The sequence below is a fragment of the Oribacterium sp. FC2011 genome, assembly GCF_000701645.1.
Lineage (GTDB): Bacteria > Bacillota > Clostridia > Lachnospirales > Lachnospiraceae > Oribacterium.
Window position 1 is genome coordinate 19,550 of record NZ_JNJM01000025.1, and the last position, 20,561, is coordinate 40,110.

The 20,561-nt window shown below is 38.8% G+C and carries 18 protein-coding genes; 13 read left to right on the plus strand and 5 right to left on the minus strand.

The window, feature by feature from the left end; all coding sequences use genetic code 11:
• The first annotated feature begins 24 nt into the window (after positions 1 to 24).
• On the plus strand, positions 25 to 525 hold the full coding sequence (locus T357_RS0115670; protein WP_090819024.1) for a DUF4446 family protein: 501 nt from the start codon (positions 25 to 27) through the stop codon (positions 523 to 525).
• Positions 522 to 2,993, plus strand: coding sequence for a hypothetical protein (locus T357_RS0115675; RefSeq protein WP_031554688.1), 2,472 nt, complete (start codon positions 522 to 524; stop codon positions 2,991 to 2,993). The genes T357_RS0115670 and T357_RS0115675 overlap by 4 nt, the downstream gene beginning before the upstream one ends.
• A gap of 112 nt (positions 2,994 to 3,105) precedes the next feature.
• Here the strand turns inward: T357_RS0115675 and rsmA are convergent, their stop codons facing one another.
• Together rsmA and T357_RS0115685 are read right to left on the minus strand one after the other, a co-directional pair.
• Complete coding sequence (gene rsmA / locus T357_RS0115680) at positions 3,106 to 3,966, minus strand: 16S rRNA (adenine(1518)-N(6)/adenine(1519)-N(6))-dimethyltransferase RsmA (protein ID WP_031554689.1); 861 nt, start codon at positions 3,964 to 3,966, stop codon at positions 3,106 to 3,108.
• A 1-nt stretch (position 3,967) separates the two neighbouring features.
• On the minus strand, positions 3,968 to 4,468 hold the full coding sequence (locus T357_RS0115685; protein WP_044917182.1) for an HD domain-containing protein: 501 nt from the start codon (positions 4,466 to 4,468) through the stop codon (positions 3,968 to 3,970).
• Positions 4,469 to 4,888: 420 nt separating this feature from the next.
• Here T357_RS0115685 and T357_RS0115690 point away from each other — a divergent pair, with 420 nt between their 5' ends.
• Entirely contained in the window at positions 4,889 to 6,418 is a 1,530-nt protein-coding gene (locus T357_RS0115690; RefSeq protein ID WP_242840132.1) for a sulfatase-like hydrolase/transferase, read from the plus strand.
• A 272-nt stretch (positions 6,419 to 6,690) separates the two neighbouring features.
• On the opposite strand, the gene T357_RS0115695 is transcribed toward T357_RS0115690, so the two are convergent.
• The gene (locus T357_RS0115695; RefSeq protein WP_031554696.1) at positions 6,691 to 7,608 is read right to left on the minus strand and encodes an HAD hydrolase family protein; all 918 of its coding nucleotides are present in this window, start codon (positions 7,606 to 7,608) and stop codon (positions 6,691 to 6,693) included.
• A gap of 105 nt (positions 7,609 to 7,713) precedes the next feature.
• Here T357_RS0115695 and T357_RS0115700 point away from each other — a divergent pair, with 105 nt between their 5' ends.
• The 7 genes from T357_RS0115700 (at position 7,714) to T357_RS0115730 (ending at position 13,899) form a co-directional block, all read left to right on the plus strand.
• Positions 7,714 to 8,169 carry a family 1 glycosylhydrolase gene (locus T357_RS0115700; RefSeq protein ID WP_031554698.1) on the plus strand — a complete coding sequence of 152 codons (456 nt, stop codon included), beginning with the start codon at positions 7,714 to 7,716 and terminating at the stop codon, positions 8,167 to 8,169.
• A complete protein-coding gene (locus tag T357_RS20965; RefSeq protein WP_197027361.1) occupies positions 8,135 to 8,299 on the plus strand; it encodes a hypothetical protein in 165 nt (54 codons plus the stop codon). Before T357_RS0115700 ends, T357_RS20965 begins: the two co-directional genes overlap by 35 nt.
• 307 nt (positions 8,300 to 8,606) lie before the next feature.
• The gene (locus tag T357_RS20535; protein ID WP_049962494.1) at positions 8,607 to 10,376 is read left to right on the plus strand and encodes an ATP-binding protein; all 1,770 of its coding nucleotides are present in this window, start codon (positions 8,607 to 8,609) and stop codon (positions 10,374 to 10,376) included.
• Positions 10,377 to 10,552: 176 nt separating this feature from the next.
• Positions 10,553 to 11,737: an ABC transporter substrate-binding protein gene (locus tag T357_RS0115715; RefSeq protein WP_031554702.1), complete on the plus strand. Its 1,185-nt coding sequence runs from the start codon at positions 10,553 to 10,555 to the stop codon at positions 11,735 to 11,737.
• Positions 11,738 to 11,929: 192 nt separating this feature from the next.
• On the plus strand, positions 11,930 to 12,481 hold the full coding sequence (locus tag T357_RS0115720; RefSeq protein ID WP_197027362.1) for an ABC transporter permease: 552 nt from the start codon (positions 11,930 to 11,932) through the stop codon (positions 12,479 to 12,481).
• A gap of 113 nt (positions 12,482 to 12,594) precedes the next feature.
• Positions 12,595 to 13,194, plus strand: coding sequence for an ABC transporter ATP-binding protein (locus T357_RS0115725; RefSeq protein WP_031554706.1), 600 nt, complete (start codon positions 12,595 to 12,597; stop codon positions 13,192 to 13,194).
• A 90-nt stretch (positions 13,195 to 13,284) separates the two neighbouring features.
• Positions 13,285 to 13,899: a Uma2 family endonuclease gene (locus T357_RS0115730; protein ID WP_031554708.1), complete on the plus strand. Its 615-nt coding sequence runs from the start codon at positions 13,285 to 13,287 to the stop codon at positions 13,897 to 13,899.
• A 455-nt stretch (positions 13,900 to 14,354) separates the two neighbouring features.
• Here the strand turns inward: T357_RS0115730 and T357_RS0115735 are convergent, their stop codons facing one another.
• Entirely contained in the window at positions 14,355 to 15,707 is a 1,353-nt protein-coding gene (locus T357_RS0115735; RefSeq protein ID WP_031554709.1) for a PhoH family protein, read from the minus strand.
• A 206-nt stretch (positions 15,708 to 15,913) separates the two neighbouring features.
• On the opposite strand from T357_RS0115735, the gene T357_RS0115740 reads away from it, so the two are divergent.
• The 3 genes from T357_RS0115740 to T357_RS0115750 all read left to right on the plus strand — a co-directional run bounded on the left by T357_RS0115740 (position 15,914) and on the right by T357_RS0115750 (position 19,730).
• Positions 15,914 to 17,419 carry a glycosyl hydrolase family 28 protein gene (locus tag T357_RS0115740; RefSeq protein ID WP_044917183.1) on the plus strand — a complete coding sequence of 502 codons (1,506 nt, stop codon included), beginning with the start codon at positions 15,914 to 15,916 and terminating at the stop codon, positions 17,417 to 17,419.
• Positions 17,420 to 17,535: 116 nt separating this feature from the next.
• The gene (gene pckA, locus T357_RS0115745) at positions 17,536 to 19,149 is read left to right on the plus strand and encodes a phosphoenolpyruvate carboxykinase (ATP) (RefSeq protein WP_031554714.1); all 1,614 of its coding nucleotides are present in this window, start codon (positions 17,536 to 17,538) and stop codon (positions 19,147 to 19,149) included.
• A gap of 185 nt (positions 19,150 to 19,334) precedes the next feature.
• A complete protein-coding gene (locus T357_RS0115750; protein WP_081828216.1) occupies positions 19,335 to 19,730 on the plus strand; it encodes a winged helix-turn-helix transcriptional regulator in 396 nt (131 codons plus the stop codon).
• Between the two features lie 148 nt (positions 19,731 to 19,878).
• Here T357_RS0115750 and thrH read toward each other — a convergent pair whose 3' ends face one another.
• Positions 19,879 to 20,484 carry a bifunctional phosphoserine phosphatase/homoserine phosphotransferase ThrH gene (gene thrH / locus T357_RS0115755; protein WP_031554718.1) on the minus strand — a complete coding sequence of 202 codons (606 nt, stop codon included), beginning with the start codon at positions 20,482 to 20,484 and terminating at the stop codon, positions 19,879 to 19,881.
• Between the last annotated feature and the right edge of the window lie 77 nt (positions 20,485 to 20,561).

Genomic DNA, 20,561 nt, shown 5'->3' on the forward strand with positions numbered 1-20,561 from the left:
TGTGTCTGACTCATGGAGGTTAAAATGTTTGATTTGAATATAGTTCTTATCGCAATAGCAGCGGGGGGACTCTTTGTAGGTATTCTGGCTTTGATTATTGCGGTAAGAGCCAATGTTAAGTACACAAAGCTGTATAAACAATATGATTACTTCATGAGGGGAAAGGATGCGGAAACATTAGAAGATTATTTTGTAGAATTACAGCGACATGTTGAAAACCTGGAAATTGAAGACCAGAAGAATAAGGAAGTGATGCGTATTCTCAATAAAAATATAAGAGCATCATTCCAGAAATTCGGTCTGATAAAATATAATGCATTTGGCGGTTTAGGCGGAAATATGTCTTTTGCAGTGGCATTGCTGGATTATACAAATACAGGATTTGTAATTAACTCAGTACATTCAAGGGAAGGTTGTTTTTTATATATAAAGGATGTAGACGCAGGTACAACTGAAGTGGAGTTAGGATCCGAGGAAAAACTGGCGCTTGAACAGGCATTAGGATATAGAGAGAAACAACAGTGAAGAAACATACTATAAATTTAATAAAAAGAACATTATTTATGAGCGGCATATTCATTGCTGCTCTTCTTGTTTATTTCTTTATTTCATTCAAATCTATGGAACATGCTATAGAAGTCTATAGCACACTTGATGAATCAAAACTTCCGGTTTTGTATGTAGAAACTAATGGATACATTATCAATCCAATGCATGCATATATTCAGGATATGGGAAATAAAGCAGTAAGAGATATGATTACAATACTTCCTGAAGACAGACAGCTTAAGCTTAATATTTGGGAATATGATCATACAGCAATTTCTGCTAAATACGAGATAAGATCATTGAATCTGGAACAATTAATAGAAAAGGGTGACATTAAGAGTATAGATAAAGATGGTAATAATACCAGTATCATTGTTCCCATTCAGAACCTTATTAAAAAGGATCAGCAATATTTACTGAAGGTAATTCTGGATACAGGTGAGAAAACATTAAACTACTATACAAGAATCCTGTGGACGGATAAAGATCATACCAAAGAGTTAGAAGATATAGCTATTGGATTTACACTATGTACATTTGATAAGAATGAAGCAAAGAATCTTTCAACATATCTTGAATCAAACAATATAGCTGACAATAATACTCTGGCTCATATAGATTTACATAATAGTTTTAACCAGATAACCTGGAGTGACACAGAAATGAAATTATCCGGTCAGTATTATGTAACATTAAAAGAATATGATGGGTTAATGTCGGAAATCCAGATACAATATGAATCCGAAATGGAAGATGAGGGAGAAAAAACAGTATTTGATAATGAAGATAATTATGTTCTAAGATATGATCCTAGCAGAATATATATAATGGATTTTGATCGAAAGACTCATGAAGTATATAACAAAAAATCAGATTCTGCCAAAAACAAGAAGCTCATACTTGGTATAGGGAATGATGAGGATATTTCAGTTGTAACATCAGAGAATAAGGATTATATAGCATTTAAATCAAATAAAGATTTATGGATATATGAACAGGGAAAGAATCCAAAAGCTACTGAAATATTTACTCTAAGAACAAATGACAGTCTTAGGCAAAATTACGATAAACATGATATAAAAATACTATCTGTGGAAGAAAACGGAAATGTAAATTTTCTCTTATATGGATACATTAACAGAGGACAACATGAAGGAAAAACGGGAATAGTCTATTACACCTATGATTATGCTAAAGAAACAGTTATTGAAAACTTCATTATACCTTTAGCTGAGTCTTATGAGGTTATCAAGAATAATGTCAACCGATTGGCATATCTTACAAAGGATAAAAGACTATATATGTATTACAAGGGAAATATCTTTGGTATAGATACAAATAGTTTTGAAGTATTTATGGTTGAATCGGGACTGAATGATATAGAATTTGCAAGTTCAGAAAGTCAGCGTTATGTAGCATACCAGGATCCAAAGGAAGAAGATATATACCATTCCAGGAAGATAACACATATTGATCTGGAAAATAATATAAAGATCGATATATTAAAAAATGATTCATACATCAGGGTTTTAGGATTCAATCAGGATGATCTGATATATGGAGAAATTGATGAGGGAAATGCAGAGAGTTTTACTTATGACAGTGATATTCCGGTAAGCGCTATACATATTACAGATGCTGAAACAAATGAGAAAACGGAATATAAAAAAGAGGGTCTTTATTTCACCAATATATTTGTAGATGGAATCAGAATAAAATTTGATGAAATTGAAAATAGTGTAAACGGAAACTATAGATTCGTAAAAAGTGAAACCATTATCTCGAATAAGAATACAAATGAAGAATCAGAAGTATTGGGAACGACAAATTCAGGCAAGTATGGAAAAGTAAAATATATCGAAATAAATGATATAGGAAATAAAGAGGTAAGATATCAGACGGCTAAAAACTATTCAATAGAAAGGGCCTCAAATATAGAGCTGAATATATCAGAGGCCTCAGAAAAAAACCACGTTTTCTATGCATACTCCTTGGGACATTACAGAGGTAAGGAAAGAACTTTAAGAGACGCTTATCGAAAAGTCCATGATGATTATGGATATGTAATAAATGAGGACGGAGATATTATCTGGAACAGGGCAGATAAGAGCGCTATAGTTAAGATTAATAAGGCAAGTGATAAAATAACGGAAATCTCACAGTTGCTTGCAAATGCAAACGTAAAAGAGACCATACAGAAAATTGATGAGTATACAGTTCTTAATGCAACAGGAATGGATATGATTTCAGCCCTGTATTATCTGAATAAGGGTTATCCGCTAATTGCTTACACAAATGATGAAATAAATTATATTACAGCTTATGATCAGCGGAATATAACTTTGACGGATATAAATGGAAACTCTCAAACTGTAATGGGAAGGGACGATGCTGAAAAGTTATTTGAATCCAACAGAAATCGATTCATAGCAATATTGCCATGAATTTAAACATCAATAAAAATGGGTCTCCTAAAATTATCATTGTTAAATAGTGTTTAAGCATGAAAAAAACATCTATGAATTGTTAAAGTACACAATTCATAGATGTTTTTTGTTATTTGTAAGATAAAAGAAGATTTGAAAGTGTGGCAAACTGCTCCAGCGATAAAGCTTCACCCCTTAGGGTTTCGCTTAAACCCATTTCATTTAATGCTCTGATCGTCAGGTCTTTAGAGATATCAGAACCGGAAAGCAAAGAATTTTGTAATGTTTTACGACGCTGACCAAAAGCAGATTTAATCAAAGAAAACATAAATGCTTCATCTCTTGTTACAACCGGTGGAATCGTATGCTTGGTCAGAAGGATTACAGCAGACCCCACATTAGGCCTTGGAATAAAACAGTTAGGTGGAACAAGCTGCACAATGGAAGGAACGGAATAGTACTGAACGGCCAAAGATAAAGCACCGTAATCTTTTGTACCGGGACCGGATTGCATTCGATCTGCAACTTCCTTCTGAACCATTACAGTTATGGATCGGAGAGGAGCCTTACTTTCAAAAAGACCCATTATGATTGGAGTTGTAATGTAATATGGCAGGTTTGCAACTACCTTTATGGGATTTCCATTATTATAGGTCGAGATGAGATCATTAAAATCCAGCTTTAACACATCAGAATGGATTATAGTGACATTGTTATAGTCCTTTAATGTCTCATTTAGTATTGGAATAAGATTTGAATCGATTTCTACTGCGATTACATGACCTGCCGCTTCAGCAAGGGCCTGAGTCATGGTTCCGATACCCGGACCGATTTCCAGAACGCAATCATCTTTTGTTATGTCAGAACTGGTAATGATTTTAGAAAGAACATTCTCATCAATCAGGAAATTCTGACCAAATTTTTTTTGAAATTTAAAATCATTGCTTTGAATGATTTTAATTGTCTCCTGGGGATTGATTAGTTTATTCATATTATCCTTTACGTGTACTATATTTTAGTTTCTTAAATCCTTCAGCTGCACTGACAAATGATTCCTGTGCAGCGATTATTTTATCACTTATGGTTAAAACGTATCCAAGCCTGGAGGTAGGGATAGAAGTAGCTAAAGGAAACATATGACTCCAAATAGCTTTTTTCTCTAAATCAGAAAGGAGAAAACCTTCATTTTCAGAATTTATAACGGCATCCTCCGGATGATAAAAGCAATACCATCGACCGTTATGAACATGCTTATCATCCTTATGATAGTCCACAAGACAGAAATCATGAAGAAGTCCAACTTTTGCGGCACTATCAGAATCAACACCTACCAGCCTTGCAAGTCTGCTTGAAAGAAAAGCTACTCTTACTGAATGATCAAATGTATTGGTGCATCCATGACGTGGAACCTGTCTAAGCTTGTCGTATTTGTCATTGTGGGTAATATAATTATGTTTTTCGGCAAACATATATTCTTTAAAAGATAAATTCATAATATCATCCCGGTTTACATAAGGATCATGCAAAATAACAAAAAGCTAAGTATTTACATGAACATATATTCTGATAATAATTTCGGAACTATATGTTCAAGTCAAAATATAGAGTATGAAAAATATTAAATCAACTGTATTAATAAAAAATTTACACAAACGTGGATTAAAGCACATACATTTAAGGAAAATGAAACAGATAATGGTACGTTAATTAAAAAAAACGACTTTTAAGGATGATTATTTAGAAAAAATGTACATTGATGCAATAAATAAATAAAATTAAACTTAAAGAATATATATGGGAAAGGATTTTTAATTAGTAGGGGAGGCAAATAAAGATAACACATTAAAGCAGCGTGTTACCTATATTTGATTATGAAAAAATTTTACAAAAACCACAAAAATCTGGTAACGGATGTGGAAACTATTTTGGCAGTGATCCTGGTATTTCTGTCAATGCTTTTGATGTTCAGTGTTAAATGGCTTATGGCCACATGGTCGGAGCTTACTGTAGACGAGATCATTTATCATATGGTTGCTCCGCTTCAGGGAACAAGTACTGCGATGCTGAATGAATACATATTACATTGCACAGTACCAGCAGCTCTGGTTTCCCTGTTTTTTATCGGAATATTCTTTGTTTTCAGAAAAAACAGAAAATATGGATACGCGCTGATTTTTGCATTTACAGGAGCTCTGTTCACAACAGGATTTACAGTGTTGAACGCCTGGGATGACCTTAAACTCGGCAATTATCTAGCATCACAATTTAAGAAGTCAGAATTCATAGATGATAATTATGTTGATCCGAATACTGTTAGATTAGGATTTCCGGAAAAGAAAAGAAACCTTATATACATCTATCTGGAATCTACGGAAATAACCTTTGCTGACAGTAAACATGGTGGAGCATTTAATGAAAACACTATTCCCGAACTGACCAGGATAGCTGTGGATAATGAGGATTTTTCAGGAGACGAAACTCTAAACGGAGGCTATTCCATGCCCGGATCAACCTGGACTATGGGAGCCATGTTTGCACAGACTTCCGGATTGCCATTAAAAATATCCATAGATAAAAATGCCATGGACACCCAGAAAACATTTTTTCCAGGGATTATAACCCTTGGAGATATCCTGGATAAAGAAGGTTACAAACAGGAACTGCTTCTTGGCTCTGTAGGCTACTTTGGAGGCAGAAAGCTATATTTTCAAAGCCATGGAAACTATGAGATAAAAGATTTCAGTTACTGGAAAAAGCAGAATAAATTTCCGAAAGATTACTGGGTTAACTGGGGATTTGAAGACAAAAAGCTTTATGAGTATGCAAAGGAAGAGCTTACGAATCTCTCAAAAACCGGAGATCCTTTTAATGTGACATTACTTACAGTTGATACACATTTTCCGGATGGTTATGTTTGCGAAATATGTCCGGACAATTTTGATGACCAGTATTCCAATGTCTATCACTGTGCATCAAAGCAGGTGGAAAGTTTTCTTAACTGGTGTAAAACTCAGGACTGGTATGAAGATACAACAATAGTTATAACCGGTGACCATCCCACCATGGATCACGATTTCTGTAATGAGGTAGACAAGGAATACGTCCGGAAGGTATACACTGCATTTATAAATGCTCCAAAAGAACCAGAAATAAAAGCAAAGAGAGACTATACCACCTTTGATGATTTTCCAACTACTCTGGCTGCATTAGGTGTGGAAATAGAAGGGGACAGATTAGGACTTGGAACGAATCTCTTCTCTGATAAGGAAACCCTGTCGGAAAAATATGGCAGGGAATATGAAAAAGAAGAGCTGGAAAAGAAATCAGATCTGATGATAAAGCTTGGTCAAATAGATAAAGGTGCGGCCATTGAATCAAAGGAAGCGAAAGAGCTCAAAGAGAAAGAAAAAGCTGCAAAAGAGTCGGAGGCAGAAAACAAATAGAAATTTCATCAAGAAAAGTCAGACGGTATTGTCTGACTTTTCTTGATTTTATAGGTCATGACCACGTGCTGCGTGCTGCTTCAAGCTTTGAGATAGAAAAACTATGAAGCACGTGGAACACAAACCCACCCGGTATGCGGGTGGGTTTGTGGTTTTTGTAATTAATTGTGTGTTGTAAGAGCCATTAGAGATTGTTCTGCATGATGAAAATCTAAGCCTATAGCACTTTTAGACGATTTAGATTAATGAAAAGATGAGTACTTTCAGATGGATCAAGCCGGATGATTACGGTTATAGTTTATGATGTAGTCCACCGCATCAGCCAGACCATCATCAAAGATAGAAGGACAGATATAGTCAGCAACAGCTTTACATTCGTCCTTGGCATTACCCATGGCAATTCCTATGTGACAATGCTCCAGCATGCCGATATCATTCCATCCGTCTCCCACAGCGGCTGCTTCATCTAAAGAAAAATTATAATGACGAAGGATCGAATCGATGCCGGAAACTTTGGTTATTCCCTTCTTAGTCAGATCGAAACTAAGTCCGTCGGACCATCTTACCATCTCACATCCGGTAAGATGGTCCTTCATTTTTATGGAATTATCGTAATCCATTACTGGAATCAGCATAAAAACAGGATTATCACCGGCACGGGAAAAATCCACAACCGGCGGAGTACCGCTTTTAATCTCATATAAGGTCTTCATAAGCTCATCAGAGATGAAATTGGCATAGATGGAACGCTCTTCTTCAACAAGGCAGGAAAAATGGTTTTTGCTGCAATAATCAAAGACAATCTGAACCTGATCCTTTGGAATTTCTATCTTCTGAACGCAGGTTCCGTTCAGTGGATCAAAATAGCAAAAGGGCTCAGTTTGATCGGAAAGATCAAAGACATATTCCTCTGTATGATGTGAATGTTCATCCAGTGATATAGCCTTGTCAACGATCGCCTTATCAAGAACATAGCAATATTCCCCATCCAGGGTAACAAATGCATCAAAGCGCATTCCTTTTATGAGATTTTCATTCTTTAATTCCATCCAGTGACGGCCGGTGGCAATGGCAGTAATGATTCCTGCTTCGTTGGCCCTTTTGATGGCAGCTATGGTTGTTTCAGGTATATTGCCTGTTTCAAAAGGTCTCAGAGTACCGTCGATATCAAAAAATATAATCTTGATCATATTAGGTGTATTCCTGTATGTGTATTATTACGTAATACGTAAATTATATGTGAAACATAATAATACGTATTAAACATATTCAATATTAGCATGAAAACAGCTGTTATGGATCGACATTTTACAACAGAAACTTATATGAAATATTGTACCGCGATTTTTACCCGCTATAAGAATCTTGTTAAGTACTGGATCACCTTTAATGAGATAAATATGCTTCTCCATATGTCCTTTATGGGAGCGGGAATCTTCTTTAAAGAGGGTGAAGATAGACAGACTGTTCTGTACAATGCCGCACACCATGAACTTTTGGCAAGTGCCAAAGCGGTTAAGCTTGCACATGAGATGATTCCGGGGGGTAAAATCGGATGCATGCTGGCAGCCGGTCAGTTCTATCCATACAGCCCGAATCCTGAGGATATCTGGGACGTTTTCCAGAAGGACAGAGAAAACTACTTCTTCATAGATGTACAGGCGAGAGGAAGTTATCCGGTATGGGCTTGGAAGAGAATGGAAGAAGCAGGGAGACGTGGTAAGAGCCGGAGAGCCTGTTATCAAGGTTGACATGGATGCTGTAAAGAGCTCCGGATGTTCAATGCAGACCTTTACAGTTATAACAGAGGTAAATGATGACGATAAGATAACTTTCATGACAAGCGGAAATGTAAAGAGCGGTCAGAAGGTTAATGCATAATTAAAACTACCCTGTTGCAGACCAGAGCTTATTATCCATAAGAGGGTAAAAATAATACAGAAAAAAATGAAATAAAACGATGAAGAGGGCAAAAACTGTATCAAACGGAATTTGCCCTCTTTTGTTTATATGGCAAAATTTAACAGTAAAAATTTTTTTCGTAATAAAAATATATAAAAACAGACTAAAACGTCATTTTTTAAATATAGATTGAAAAAATTTATCAGATTATAATATTTATAAACAGTAAATTAATTTTTACCCCATTAAGAAGCTGCTCGATCAAGGGAGGGTGAGGTGCACAGCTATGAAGTTATACAAGAGAAAGAATTATCTGCAGAAAATCAGGGGCTATTATCAGGACAAAAAAATGATAAAAATTCTTACCGGTATAAGGGGCAGCGGCAAATCATGTATCATGGAGATGATCATGAATGAGCTCCGTTGGAGGGGAAATTCAACCGCTAACCTCATTCATATCGATTTGGATGCAAAAGAGTTTAAAAATGTGAAAAATGCAGAAAAACTCCGCGGGGTCATCAATGAAAGATTAATTAAGTCAAGGGAGGGCATAATATATCTTTTTATTGATGAGATTCAGATGGTGGAGGGATTCGAAGAACTGCTCTTTTCTCTTTATCAGGAAGACAGATGCTCAATATTCCTTTCTGCTTCCAGCTCGTATATCCTGAGTGAGGATTTTGAGTCAAAGTTCAGGGACAGCTTCAAGGTATTTGAAATTTTACCCTTGTCCTATTCTGAGTACGAAGGAATGAAGGACTTTATGAATCTTAAGATAGAAGAAAACCCTATCCTTGAATTCTCACGTTATGTTCATGACGGCGGTATGCCTAAAATTCTTCAGTGCTCCGATTTACAGGAAAAAAGAAAATATCTAACGGGAATTCTTGAAGAAATATTCAAAAAAGATATAGCAAAGATGGAAAAAATCCGACATGTGTCATATTTCAAGACAGTGCAGGATTATATCATTGATACCTTCGGCGAAAGCATCAGCATGACCAAACTTACGGACTATTTCAGAAATGAGGCAGAGATTCCTGTAAAGCGTGAAACCCTGGAAAGATATCTGGAGATCATGGAGAAGGCCAAACTGGTTTATCGCTGCAACAGGTTTGATATCAAGACCGAGAAAGAGCTTCAGGGTGATCAGAAATATTATCTGACAGATATGGGCTTTTACTTTGTAAAAAAGACAGATTCAAAGATTGATTACAGCCTGATCATGAAAAATGTTATCTTCATGTATCTTAAGTCAAAAGATTACAACATCTCCACAGGACGAATCGGAAAGAGGGAGTGTGATTTTGTTCTTTCTGAGATAGTTGATTTTGACGAAGAGCAGCAGGACGATATGTCTATGAAAGATCTAAGTACAGCTTCGTCAGGTTCCGGTAAAGGTGGAAGGAACAAGGTTATCGCTCAGGTTGTTACTAAAAACAGTATTACCGAGAGGCTTAGAGCGGTCAAGGAAAAAGCTGATGCAAGGGCAAGAGAGCGCGCCATGGCTGCGGTAAGCCGAAGGACATTTGTTACCAGGGATAGAGCAGATGAGTTTAGAACATCAACAGAATTAGCTGAACCGGGTTCCCTGGCAGACGTTCTTGAGCAATATTTAAATGCTAATTACGGAGAAGTAAGTGAGAAGAAGGATAAGCTTGAAACTGTTGAAAGGTTTGAGGTTGATGACAAAGCCTTTGAAAATGCCATGGAGGCAGACAGCTATAGGTCTTCTGATGAGGAGATAAACGACAACAATACTTCAGATGTGGTGATGACAGATAGTTATAATTTTTTTGATGAGATGGCGGCAGAAGATGATCAGGCAGCTTCTTATCAGGAAAAAGAACGGGATGTGAAGGTAAGTTATCGTTATATCAAGTTTGCTATCTCAACAGCAGATCCATATATGGAGCGTCAGGAGTATGCTGCGCTTGACAGTATAAAAGATAATTATCCGAAGTACATGCTTACTATGGATTCGGTGACGCAGGAACATAACGGTACAGTTCATCTCAATGCCATTGAAGCCTTAAAAAATGAGTATAAATTCTGATAGCGGGGAATTAGAATAGAAGTATGAAAAGAAAGGGACCGGCGCGAGCCGGTCTCTTTTCTTAACAGAATTAAAAACTTGCTAGCGTATGAGGGTTGAAATATAATTAGACGGTAGTTTGGAAGAAATTTTCTGTATAAAGATGAAATTTTTAAAGTTATTTTTAGGAGGAGATTATGAAAAAGAACAAATTTTTAAAGCTTGTAACGGCAGCAGTGCTTGCCGGATCGGTACTGGTGGGTTGCGGAAGTGCGAAAACAGAGACAACTGCAGAGACCACTGCTGCGGCTTCGGCAGAAGCAGCAACAGAGGCAGCGAAAGAAACCGGTGCATCAGAAGAAGTTAAGACAGAATCAGAAGATTCAAAAGAAGCTGCAGCAGAAAACCCTCAGGAAAGTAAGGCAGCTGAGGAATCAAAGGAAGAAGAAACCTCTGCTTCAGTTGAGACAACGGAGACGGAAGCATTCGGCGACACATCGGAAGGAGCAGTAAGAGTCGGCTCTCTCAAGGGACCTACCACTATGGGCCTTGTAAACCTTATGAACGAAGTTGAGACCGGAGATAAGAACGGCTATCTTTTTGAGATGCAGACACAGCCGGATGTGATTCTCGGAAAACTTGTAAAAGGAGACCTTGATATAGCACTTATCCCTGCTAACCTTGCAGCCATTGCTTATAACAAAACAGAGCAGGGAGTCAGCGTTATAGATATCAATACACTTGGTGTCCTTTACTGCGTTACAGCTGATGACAGCATCAAATCAGTTAAGGATCTTGCGGGAAAGACACTTCTTTCCACGGGACAGGGAGCAACACCTGAGTATGCCATCAACTTCCTTCTTGATAAAAATGAAGTAACAGACTGTAACATTGAGTTTAAGTCTGAGGCAACCGAGATTGCAGCACTTCTTCAGAATGATCCGAATCAGATCGCAGTTCTTCCTCAGCCATTTGTGACTGTAGCAATTGCTCAGAATGATCAGCTTAAGGTTGCTTTCTCCCTTACAGACGAGTGGGATGCGGTTTCACCCGAATCAAAGCTCCTCACCGGAGTTACAGTAGTACGTAATGATTTTCTTGAGGCTAATGCTGACAAAGTGGAGGCATTCATTGAAGATCACAAGGCCAGCACCGAGAAGGCCAATTCAGACATCGAAGGAACTTCTGAGCTTATTGCAAAGTATGGAATCATTGCAAAGGCACCTATAGCAGCAAAGGCTATACCGAACTGCAATATCGTTGCAATAGCAGGAGATGAAATGAAAACAAATCTTTCCGGATACCTTCAGGTTCTCTTTGATCAGAATCCTAAATCAGTAGGTGGAAAGCTTCCGGGAGAGGATTTCTACAAAACAGCATAAAAAGGAACATCTATATATATGTTAAAGAAGTCTTTTATCGTGATTTTTTGGCTTTTGATATGGCATCTGACAAGCCTTCTGGTGCACAACAATATCATGCTTGCCGGCCCCGTTAACACGATTATAGCTTTAAAGAGAATGATTTTAACGGGGGAATATTGGCAATCCATACTGTTTTCGGCAGTAAGAATTATGGGTGGATTTTTTATCGGCTCGATAATCGGGATATTACTGGCATGGCTGTCTTATAGGGAGAAGTATGTGGAGGATATTCTGAAACCCTTCATAACTACATTGAAGGCAATACCTGTGGCCAGTTTTGTTATCATTTTACTTATCTGGGCCGGTAACAAAATTTTATCCCTTTACGTTAGTACACTGGTGGTTATCCCGGTTCTGTATCTGAATACGCTCAGCGGACTCAAGGCAACGGACCCAAAGCTTTTGGAGATGGCCGAGGTATTCAGAATGCCGATGCTCAGGAAGCTTTGCTACATATATTTGCCGTCCCTGTATCCTTTCTGGAATAGCAGCCTTCAGGCGGCCCTCGGTATGGCCTGGAAAAGCGGTGTTGCTGCAGAAGTTATCGGGCAGCCGCTGAAATCGGTGGGAAACAGCCTGTATCAGTCAAAAATATATCTTGAAACAGCAGACCTCTTTGCCTGGACCATAACCATCATACTGACGGCGATGATACTTGAAAAGCTGATACTGAAAGTATTAAAGATGTGTATAAAAGTCTGATTAAATATGAACGTAGTGTGAAAAATTCTTTCAATTACCATTTGCGACACTAACTGAAAGTGGAAGAATGGCGATTTATATGTATTCATTATGAAATAGTGAGGTGAATATCAGTGCTGATTCAATTCAGGGATATTACTAAAACATATGATGGGAAGATAGTTCTGGACCAGGTGAATCTCATGATTGATACAGCCTCGGATTCCAGAGACGTTCTCTTGAGAGGACCTTCCGGTATCGGCAAGACAACCTTGTTAAGAATCATGGCTGGTTTGGAGACTGCTGACAGCGGAAGCATTGAGATAACAATGGGAGAAGCTGCCGGAGGTGGAAAAAAGCTCAGGGTAGGTATGGTCTTCCAGGAAAACCGGCTTTTGGAGCAGTTTACTGCAGTGGAGAACGTGGCCTGTGTGGACCCCATGATCTCCCGGGTAAGAGCAAGAGAGGCTCTCGGGAAGATACTGGAGGAAGAGGCATTGGACAAACCCGTAAGGGAACTGTCCGGTGGAATGCAGAGACGTGTTGCCATAGTAAGGGCAATGCTTCCGGCTTCGGATATTCTTATTATGGATGAACCATTGACAGGACTTGACCCGGAAACCAGAGACAGAGTGATAAACTATATCATGGAAAACAAAGGCAGAAGACCAATTATCATAGCAAGTCATGAAACGGAAGGGCTCCCTAAGATGAGGGAATTGGTATTAACATAGAATTGATTCCTGACCGGTTTGAAGATTTTCAGATGACGGATTCCGGATAAAGAGGATATGGTATCTTTTGTTGTTATGGAGAGGAGAAAAATGTACGACATTGGACCTTACACGATTGAAGACAATCAGAAAAGAGAGGACAGGACAGAGCTCATCGATGGTTACATATACAAAATGAAGTCTTATCTTCCTATCTATGGTATATACCTTAGGAACCTTTACGGCATGATCATGAAGGCTTGTAATGAAGGCGAAGAGTACGGAAGACCCTTTATGTTTGTGGGTGTAAGGCTTGATAAGGATGACAAAACCGTCATAGTTCCTGATATTTGTGTGGTTAAGGATGAGGAACAGGTTGCCGGAGGGGAGTTTGTTGAAGGTGCTCCCAGAGTTACCATAGAGTTTTTGGGAAGTGACCTGGAAGACCGAAAAAGGGATCTCTATCTTAAGCTTCTAAAATATAAGGAAGCAGGAGTTCGGGAGTACTGGATCATCGATGTGGAGCATAAAAATCTGATGGTTTATGACTTTCAGGAGATAACGCTTCCTAAATTCTACAGTTTTAACGATAAAGTGCCGGCAGAAAACATTATGACAGGACTAAAGCTGGACTTTAAAGAGCTTGAGGAAAAGGTAAAGAAATTTTATGAAGCAGCGGAATTTGCCCGGAAGGTAAAAGAGAAAAAGGCTGCCGGGCAAAAATAAAAATGGAATCTATAGGGGTTTTGACAAGGAGGAGATGAAAAAAACAACTCCAAACGTCAAAACCCTTTAATTTTGACTAAGCAAATTGATATGTGGTCGCGAATAGAGGAAAAAGAGAAAAGAGTAAAACTATGATGGAAAGGTAAATATAGAAGACGCTGATATAAAAGGATTTTTTTGTTTGGTAATAATTATTGGGGTATAAATCCACAATTCAGAAGTATTAATGCAAAAAATTGTGGATATCCGATGACAAATTTCATTTAAAGAAGAATTTTTTCGAAAATTCATCAGAAAAACCGCATGAAATAAATGGATAAACAGGGTAAAATTGTGGATAAAAAATAAACAGAAAATAAAGAAAGTATAAACTTAATAGTGGAATGTAATCTTATGCAGATAAAAAATTAAGAGGGAATAATTTGATATATCAAATTATTCCCTCTTATAAATTTTTAACCCTTCATGCACTGAATAGCTTCCTTGGCAAGAGGTGAACGGACGCTGGAACCGGAATCGAACTGGATGATGGCACAAAGAGGTGAACCCTTCATGTGTTCCGCAGCATAAACCAGACCATTGTTACGTTTATCAAGTGTAGGAACGTCAATCTGACTCGGGTCACCGGCGATAACCAGCTTTGTACCGATACCGGCACGGGTTATAACATCACGGATCATGGTGCGGGAAGCATTCTGCGCTTCATCGCAGATCATATAAGTGTTCATAAGTGAGCGTCCTCGGATAAAATTGAGTCCGCAAACCTCGATGACGCCGTCATCAAACATGTCCTGCATCTGAGTCTGAACCTGCTGATGATCCTCCATATCCCGGCTGTTTCCTGAAAGCAGTACCTCGATGTTGTCATAAAAGCTCTGGTATAGGTTGAAAAGTTTATCGTTAAGATCACCCGGCAGATATCCGATATCCTCGAAGCTCTGGGCTGTAGGTCTGGATATCAGAAGCTTAATGTACTCGCTGTCGCTTCTTCTCTGGGTCTGGTAGGTTCCGTCAAGACCGGCGGCAAGAGAAAGGAAGGTCTTGGCACAGCCTGCAGGTCCAAGAAGAATAACAAGAGGAATCTCCTCAGCCGGAGCAGTAAGAGCCCACATTGCATACTTCTGCATGGCATTTTTGGGCTTAATGCCTCCGAACAGAGTTTGTTCTTTAATAAGATTAAGTTTTCCGTTACGGTAAACCGAAAGTGCAGACTGCTTTCCTGCGTGAAGAGTTACGAATTCATTGGCAAGAAGAGTATCCGAAATGTCCTCGGGAAGGATCAGAGATTTGTCGGCATATAAGGAGTTAATATACTCGGTTGGAACGTCAAGATCGATATGACCGGTATAGCCGCTGGTTTTTATAATGCTGTTCTTATAGCCTTCCACCTTTACTCCGCAGATGGTGGCATTGATACGCATGGAAATATCATTGGTAACAAGGATGACCGGCGTACGCTTGGAGTTTCGCTTGATGTGAATGCAGCTGGAAATGATACGGTTATCGGGAACCTCCAGTGAAAAGCCTTCCGGCAGGTACTCGCTCTTGACTCCGTCCGGCTCGATAGACAGCTTTCCGCCGTTAGGAAGCTTGATTCCCTTCAAAAGATCACCCTGCATACGAAGTTCGTCCAGAATCCTGCAGCATTCGCGGGCATTGTAACCTACTTCGCCGCCCACGGTCTTCTTTTTGTCAAGCTCCTGAAGAGTTGTCCCGCAAAGAATCACGTGGTTGTCCGCAAATCCGTCCACCATAGAGTGAGGATTCTCGAGCAAAATGTTCGTGTCCAGTAAAAACTTCTTGATCATATGTCACCTCCGATATCTACTATATCTTGGGATTTGTATTACCTATATTATACAACTTATTGTGTCTGATTTATAGAATATTTATAAAATTCAGTTTACGATTTTAAATTGTTTCTTTAAAAGTTCATTGACCGGAAACGTCTCAGGTGTTACGTTCATGCAGTAGCTAGCAGAAGCATGAAATCAGCCGGAATAAGCGAGGCATTATGAAAGAAAACAAGCTCTATACATTAGTAACAGCAAACACGGTAACAGTATTTTGGTATAAGCCACTGGATGCAGCAGATTTTGTCAGATATAAAGTGTATCTGGATGGAGATCTTCGCGGGGAAACGGATAAAACACATTTCACGGTAGATAAGCTTAAACCCAATCATAAATACAAGATAAAGGTTGAGTATGTTACAGATAAAAAACAGGGTAAATATCAAAAAATAGACAAGGTAAGCTTTATAACCAATAAGGAAAAGAAGATCATCAATGTAACTAAAGCTCCCTTCAATGCTGTCGGTGACGGTGAGACCATGAATACCAAAGCACTTCAGATGGCCATTGATGCAGCAGATGAAAAGGCACAGATATATATACCCGAGGGTGTATATATGACAGGCGCATTACATCTTCACAGCAATATGGAGATATATCTTGAAAAAGGAGCAGTGATCAGGGGGACTGATAACCCAAGGGATTATCTTCCGAAGATCCCCAGCAGATTCGAGGGTATCGAAATGCTCTGCTACTCAAGCCTTATAAACATGGGAACCATGGATCACAGCTCAGATACAAACTGTGAAAATGTACTGATATTCGGTGAAGGGACTATAGAGAGCGGCGGAAAAGTCCTTGCGGAAAATGTTATTAATGAAGAGAAGAAAAGCCTGGATTTGGAAAATGTAAATCTGGACGAATATGAGAAAGCAGAGACATTGCCGGGAAGAGCAAGACCCAGGCTCATAAACATTTCCAATTCCAAAAATGTCAGGATTTCAGGACTTAAATTAAAAAACGGAGCCTCCTGGAATGTACATATGATCTACAGTGAGAATGTTGTAACCGATAACTGTGAATTCTACTCAAAGGATGTCTGGAACGGTGACGGCTGGGATCCGGATTCAAGCCGAGACTCTGTGATTTTTGGCTGCAGGTTTTATACCGGAGATGATGCAATAGCCATTAAATCCGGAAAAAATCCCGAAGGAAATATCATAAATATTCCAACAAGAAATATCAGCATTTTTGACTGCATAAGTGAATTTGGTCACGGCATCATAATCGGATCGGAAATGTCCGGCGGAATAGAAAATGTCGAAATCTGGGATTGTGATATCACTAACAGCTCAAATGGCTTTGAAATTAAGACAACCGGAAAAAGAGGAGGTTATGTTAAGAACATCAATGTAAGAGATTCGGGATTCTCACGTATTCTTATTCACGGTGTCGGATATAATGATGATGGTGAAGCGGCAAAGTCTGATCCGAGTATAAGTGATTGTCATTTTAATAATATAAACATTATAGGTAAGTATCTTAATGAAGATGATAAGAGGATAGACTGTAATGCCATAGAGATAGAGGGATTCAGTGATATGAAAGGAGTAATGAGGGACATATATTTTGATAATATTAATATCTTTAATGACTCAGGCATATCACTTAAGAATATCAGCAATATCCACCTGGATAACATAAACTCTGAAATTGTTAAAAATTAGATTATTGATAGTGACATTAAAAACTAATAGTGTATAATAATACGCGGGTATATATGGCAGTATAACCCCGCAATGGATTACTGGCACTAAACTAAGAGAAAGAGGTAGAAACAGAAATGGCAAAGATTGATTTAACAAAGTATGGCATTACCGGCACAACAGAAATTGTGTATAACCCATCTTATGAGGATCTTTACACAGAAGAGAAAAAGGAAGGCCTCGAGGGATATGAGGTAGGACATGATACAGAGCTTGGCGCTGTAGATGTTTTCACAGGTATCTATACAGGACGTTCACCTAAAGATAAGTACATCGTAATGGATCAGAACTCAAAGGATACTGTATGGTGGACAACAGATGAGTATAAGAATGATAACCACCCGATGACAGAAGATACATGGGCTATCGTTAAGGACCTTGCAAAGAAGGAACTTTCAAACAAGAGACTCTTTGTAGTTGACGCTTTCTGCGGAGCTAACAAGGATTCACGTATGGCAGTTCGTTTCATCATGGAGGTTGCTTGGCAGGCACACTTCGTAAAGAACATGTTCATCGCTCCTACAGCTGAGGAAGAGGCATCATTCGAGCCTGATTTCATCGTTTACACAGCTTCAAAGGCTAAGGTTGAGAACTTCAAGGAGCTTGGTCTTAATTCAGAGACCTGCGTAGCTTTCAATGTTTCCAGCAAGGAGCAGGTAATCCTCAACACATGGTACGGCGGAGAGATGAAGAAGGGTATGTTCTCAATGATGAACTACTTCCTTCCTCTTAAGGGAATGGCTTCAATGCACTGCTCAGCAAACACAGATATGAACGGTGAGCACACAGCTATTTTCTTCGGTCTTTCAGGAACAGGTAAGACAACACTTTCAACAGATCCTAAGAGACTTCTCATTGGTGATGATGAGCACGGCTGGGATGACAACGGTGTATTTAACCTTGAGGGCGGATGCTATGCTAAGGTTATCAACCTTGATGCAGAGGCTGAGCCTGATATCTACAATGCTATCAAGAGAAATGCTCTTCTTGAGAACGTAACAGTTTCTGAAGACGGAAAGCTTGATTTCGCAGACAAGAGCGTTACTGAGAATACCCGTGTTTCATATCCTATCGATTTCATCGAGAAGAATGTTAAGAAGGTAAATCCTGTATCTGCAGGTCCTCAGGCTGATAATGTTATCTTCCTTTCAGCAGATGCATTCGGAGTACTTCCTCCTGTATCTATCCTTACACCGGAGCAGACACAGTATTACTTCCTTTCAGGATTCACAGCTAAGCTTGCAGGAACAGAGCGTGGTATCACAGAGCCTACTCCTACATTCTCAGCTTGCTTCGGACAGGCATTCCTTGAGCTTCATCCTACAAAGTATGCTCAGGAGCTCGTTAAGAAGATGGAGAAGTCCGGTGCAAAGGCATATCTTGTAAACACAGGATGGAACGGAACAGGAAAGAGAATTTCCATCAAGGATACACGTGGAATCATTGATGCTATCCTTAATGGTGATGTTCTTAAGGCTCCTACAAAGAAGATTCCTTACTTTGATTTCGAGGTTCCTACAGAGCTTCCCGGTGTTGATACAGGTATCCTTGATCCTCGTGATACATATGCTGATGCTTCTGAGTGGGAAGCAAAGGCAAAGGATCTTGCAGAGAGATTCCAGAAGAACTTTGTAAAGTATCAGGGCAATGAGGCTGGTAAGGCACTTGTTAAGGCAGGTCCTCAGCTTTGATTCTCAGATGAGAAACAAACTAATAAATGATTTAAGAGAGGTGAGTGCAGTAGGCATTCACCTCTTTTTTGTGATAAAATAGATCAAAAGAATGTACGTGATTTATAGTTGTATGTGACAGAATCAAACTTGGAATGGAAGAAAAAATAGCTTGTGGGATTCAACTATAAATATGAGGGGGATGTATGGCAGAAAATATTGAAGAAAAGAAAAAAAGAGTCAGCATAAAGGAAAAACTGGCAAATCCCGCTACCGGATTTGAATATGCTTTATCATTGGTATCGGGCAAATTTAAAATGCCGATTCTGTACACACTGTCTGTTTATCCTACAGTCAGGTTTAATGAGCTGCAGAGGTATATACATGACATATCCTATAAAACTTTAAGCAGAAATCTGAAAGAACTTGAATCTGCCGGACTTATAAACCGAAAGGAATATGCCCAGATACCTCCTAAGGTGGAGTACTCACTTACAAAGGACGGTCAGTCAATGATCGTGATTTTGGATGAATTCTCAGCATGGGGTGAGAATCACATGATGAAGCAGAAGAATAAGAATTCAAATGAGCAGAACAGATAGAATCTGAAATACTTTGGTAATCTGACTTTATAACTAAGAATAGGATGTTAAATCAAAATAGCCTCTCAGCATGATTTTTAGTATGCTGAGAGGCTTATTGTTTTAAATCTGTAAAAGTGAGCAAGAAGAATTAATCATCAAGTCAGATTCAGTCTTTCATGGCATTTTTGATTGCATTCAAAAGATCACTGTATTCTTCAAAAGCAGGAAGCTCAGGATGATCAGCTTTGATCTTTTCTGTACTTCTGAAAAGGAATCCGGCTTTTGATGCCTGGATCATTCCAAGGTCATTATAACTGTCACCGGAGGCTATGGTCTCATATCCTATGGACTGAAGAGCCTTAACGGTTGTGAGCTTGGATTTTTCACATCTCATCTTAAATCCGGTAATCTCTCCGTTTGGGGCTACTTCAAGAGTATTACAGAAGAGCGTTGGGTTACCAAGCTTCTTCATAAGAGGAGAGGCAAACTGCTCAAAAGTGTCGGAGATAAGTATTACCTGTGAGAAAGAACGAAGCTCATCGAGAAATGCTTTCGCTCCCGGAAGAGGATCGATGGTTGCTATCACATCCTGAATTTCTTTTAATCCAAGACCGTGTTCCTTTAAAATCCCAAGTCTCCATTTCATAAGCTTGTCATAATCGGGTTCATCTCTGGTGGTTCTTTTCAGCTCAGGAATGCCGCTGGCTTCTGAAAAAGCAATCCAGATTTCAGGTACAAGTACTCCTTCAACATCTAAACAGGTGATATACATAATGCCTCCCTTGTGTTATTTATGATTAAATACAGCTACATTAAATGAATTTAAAGCAAAATTATTGCTCATCCGGC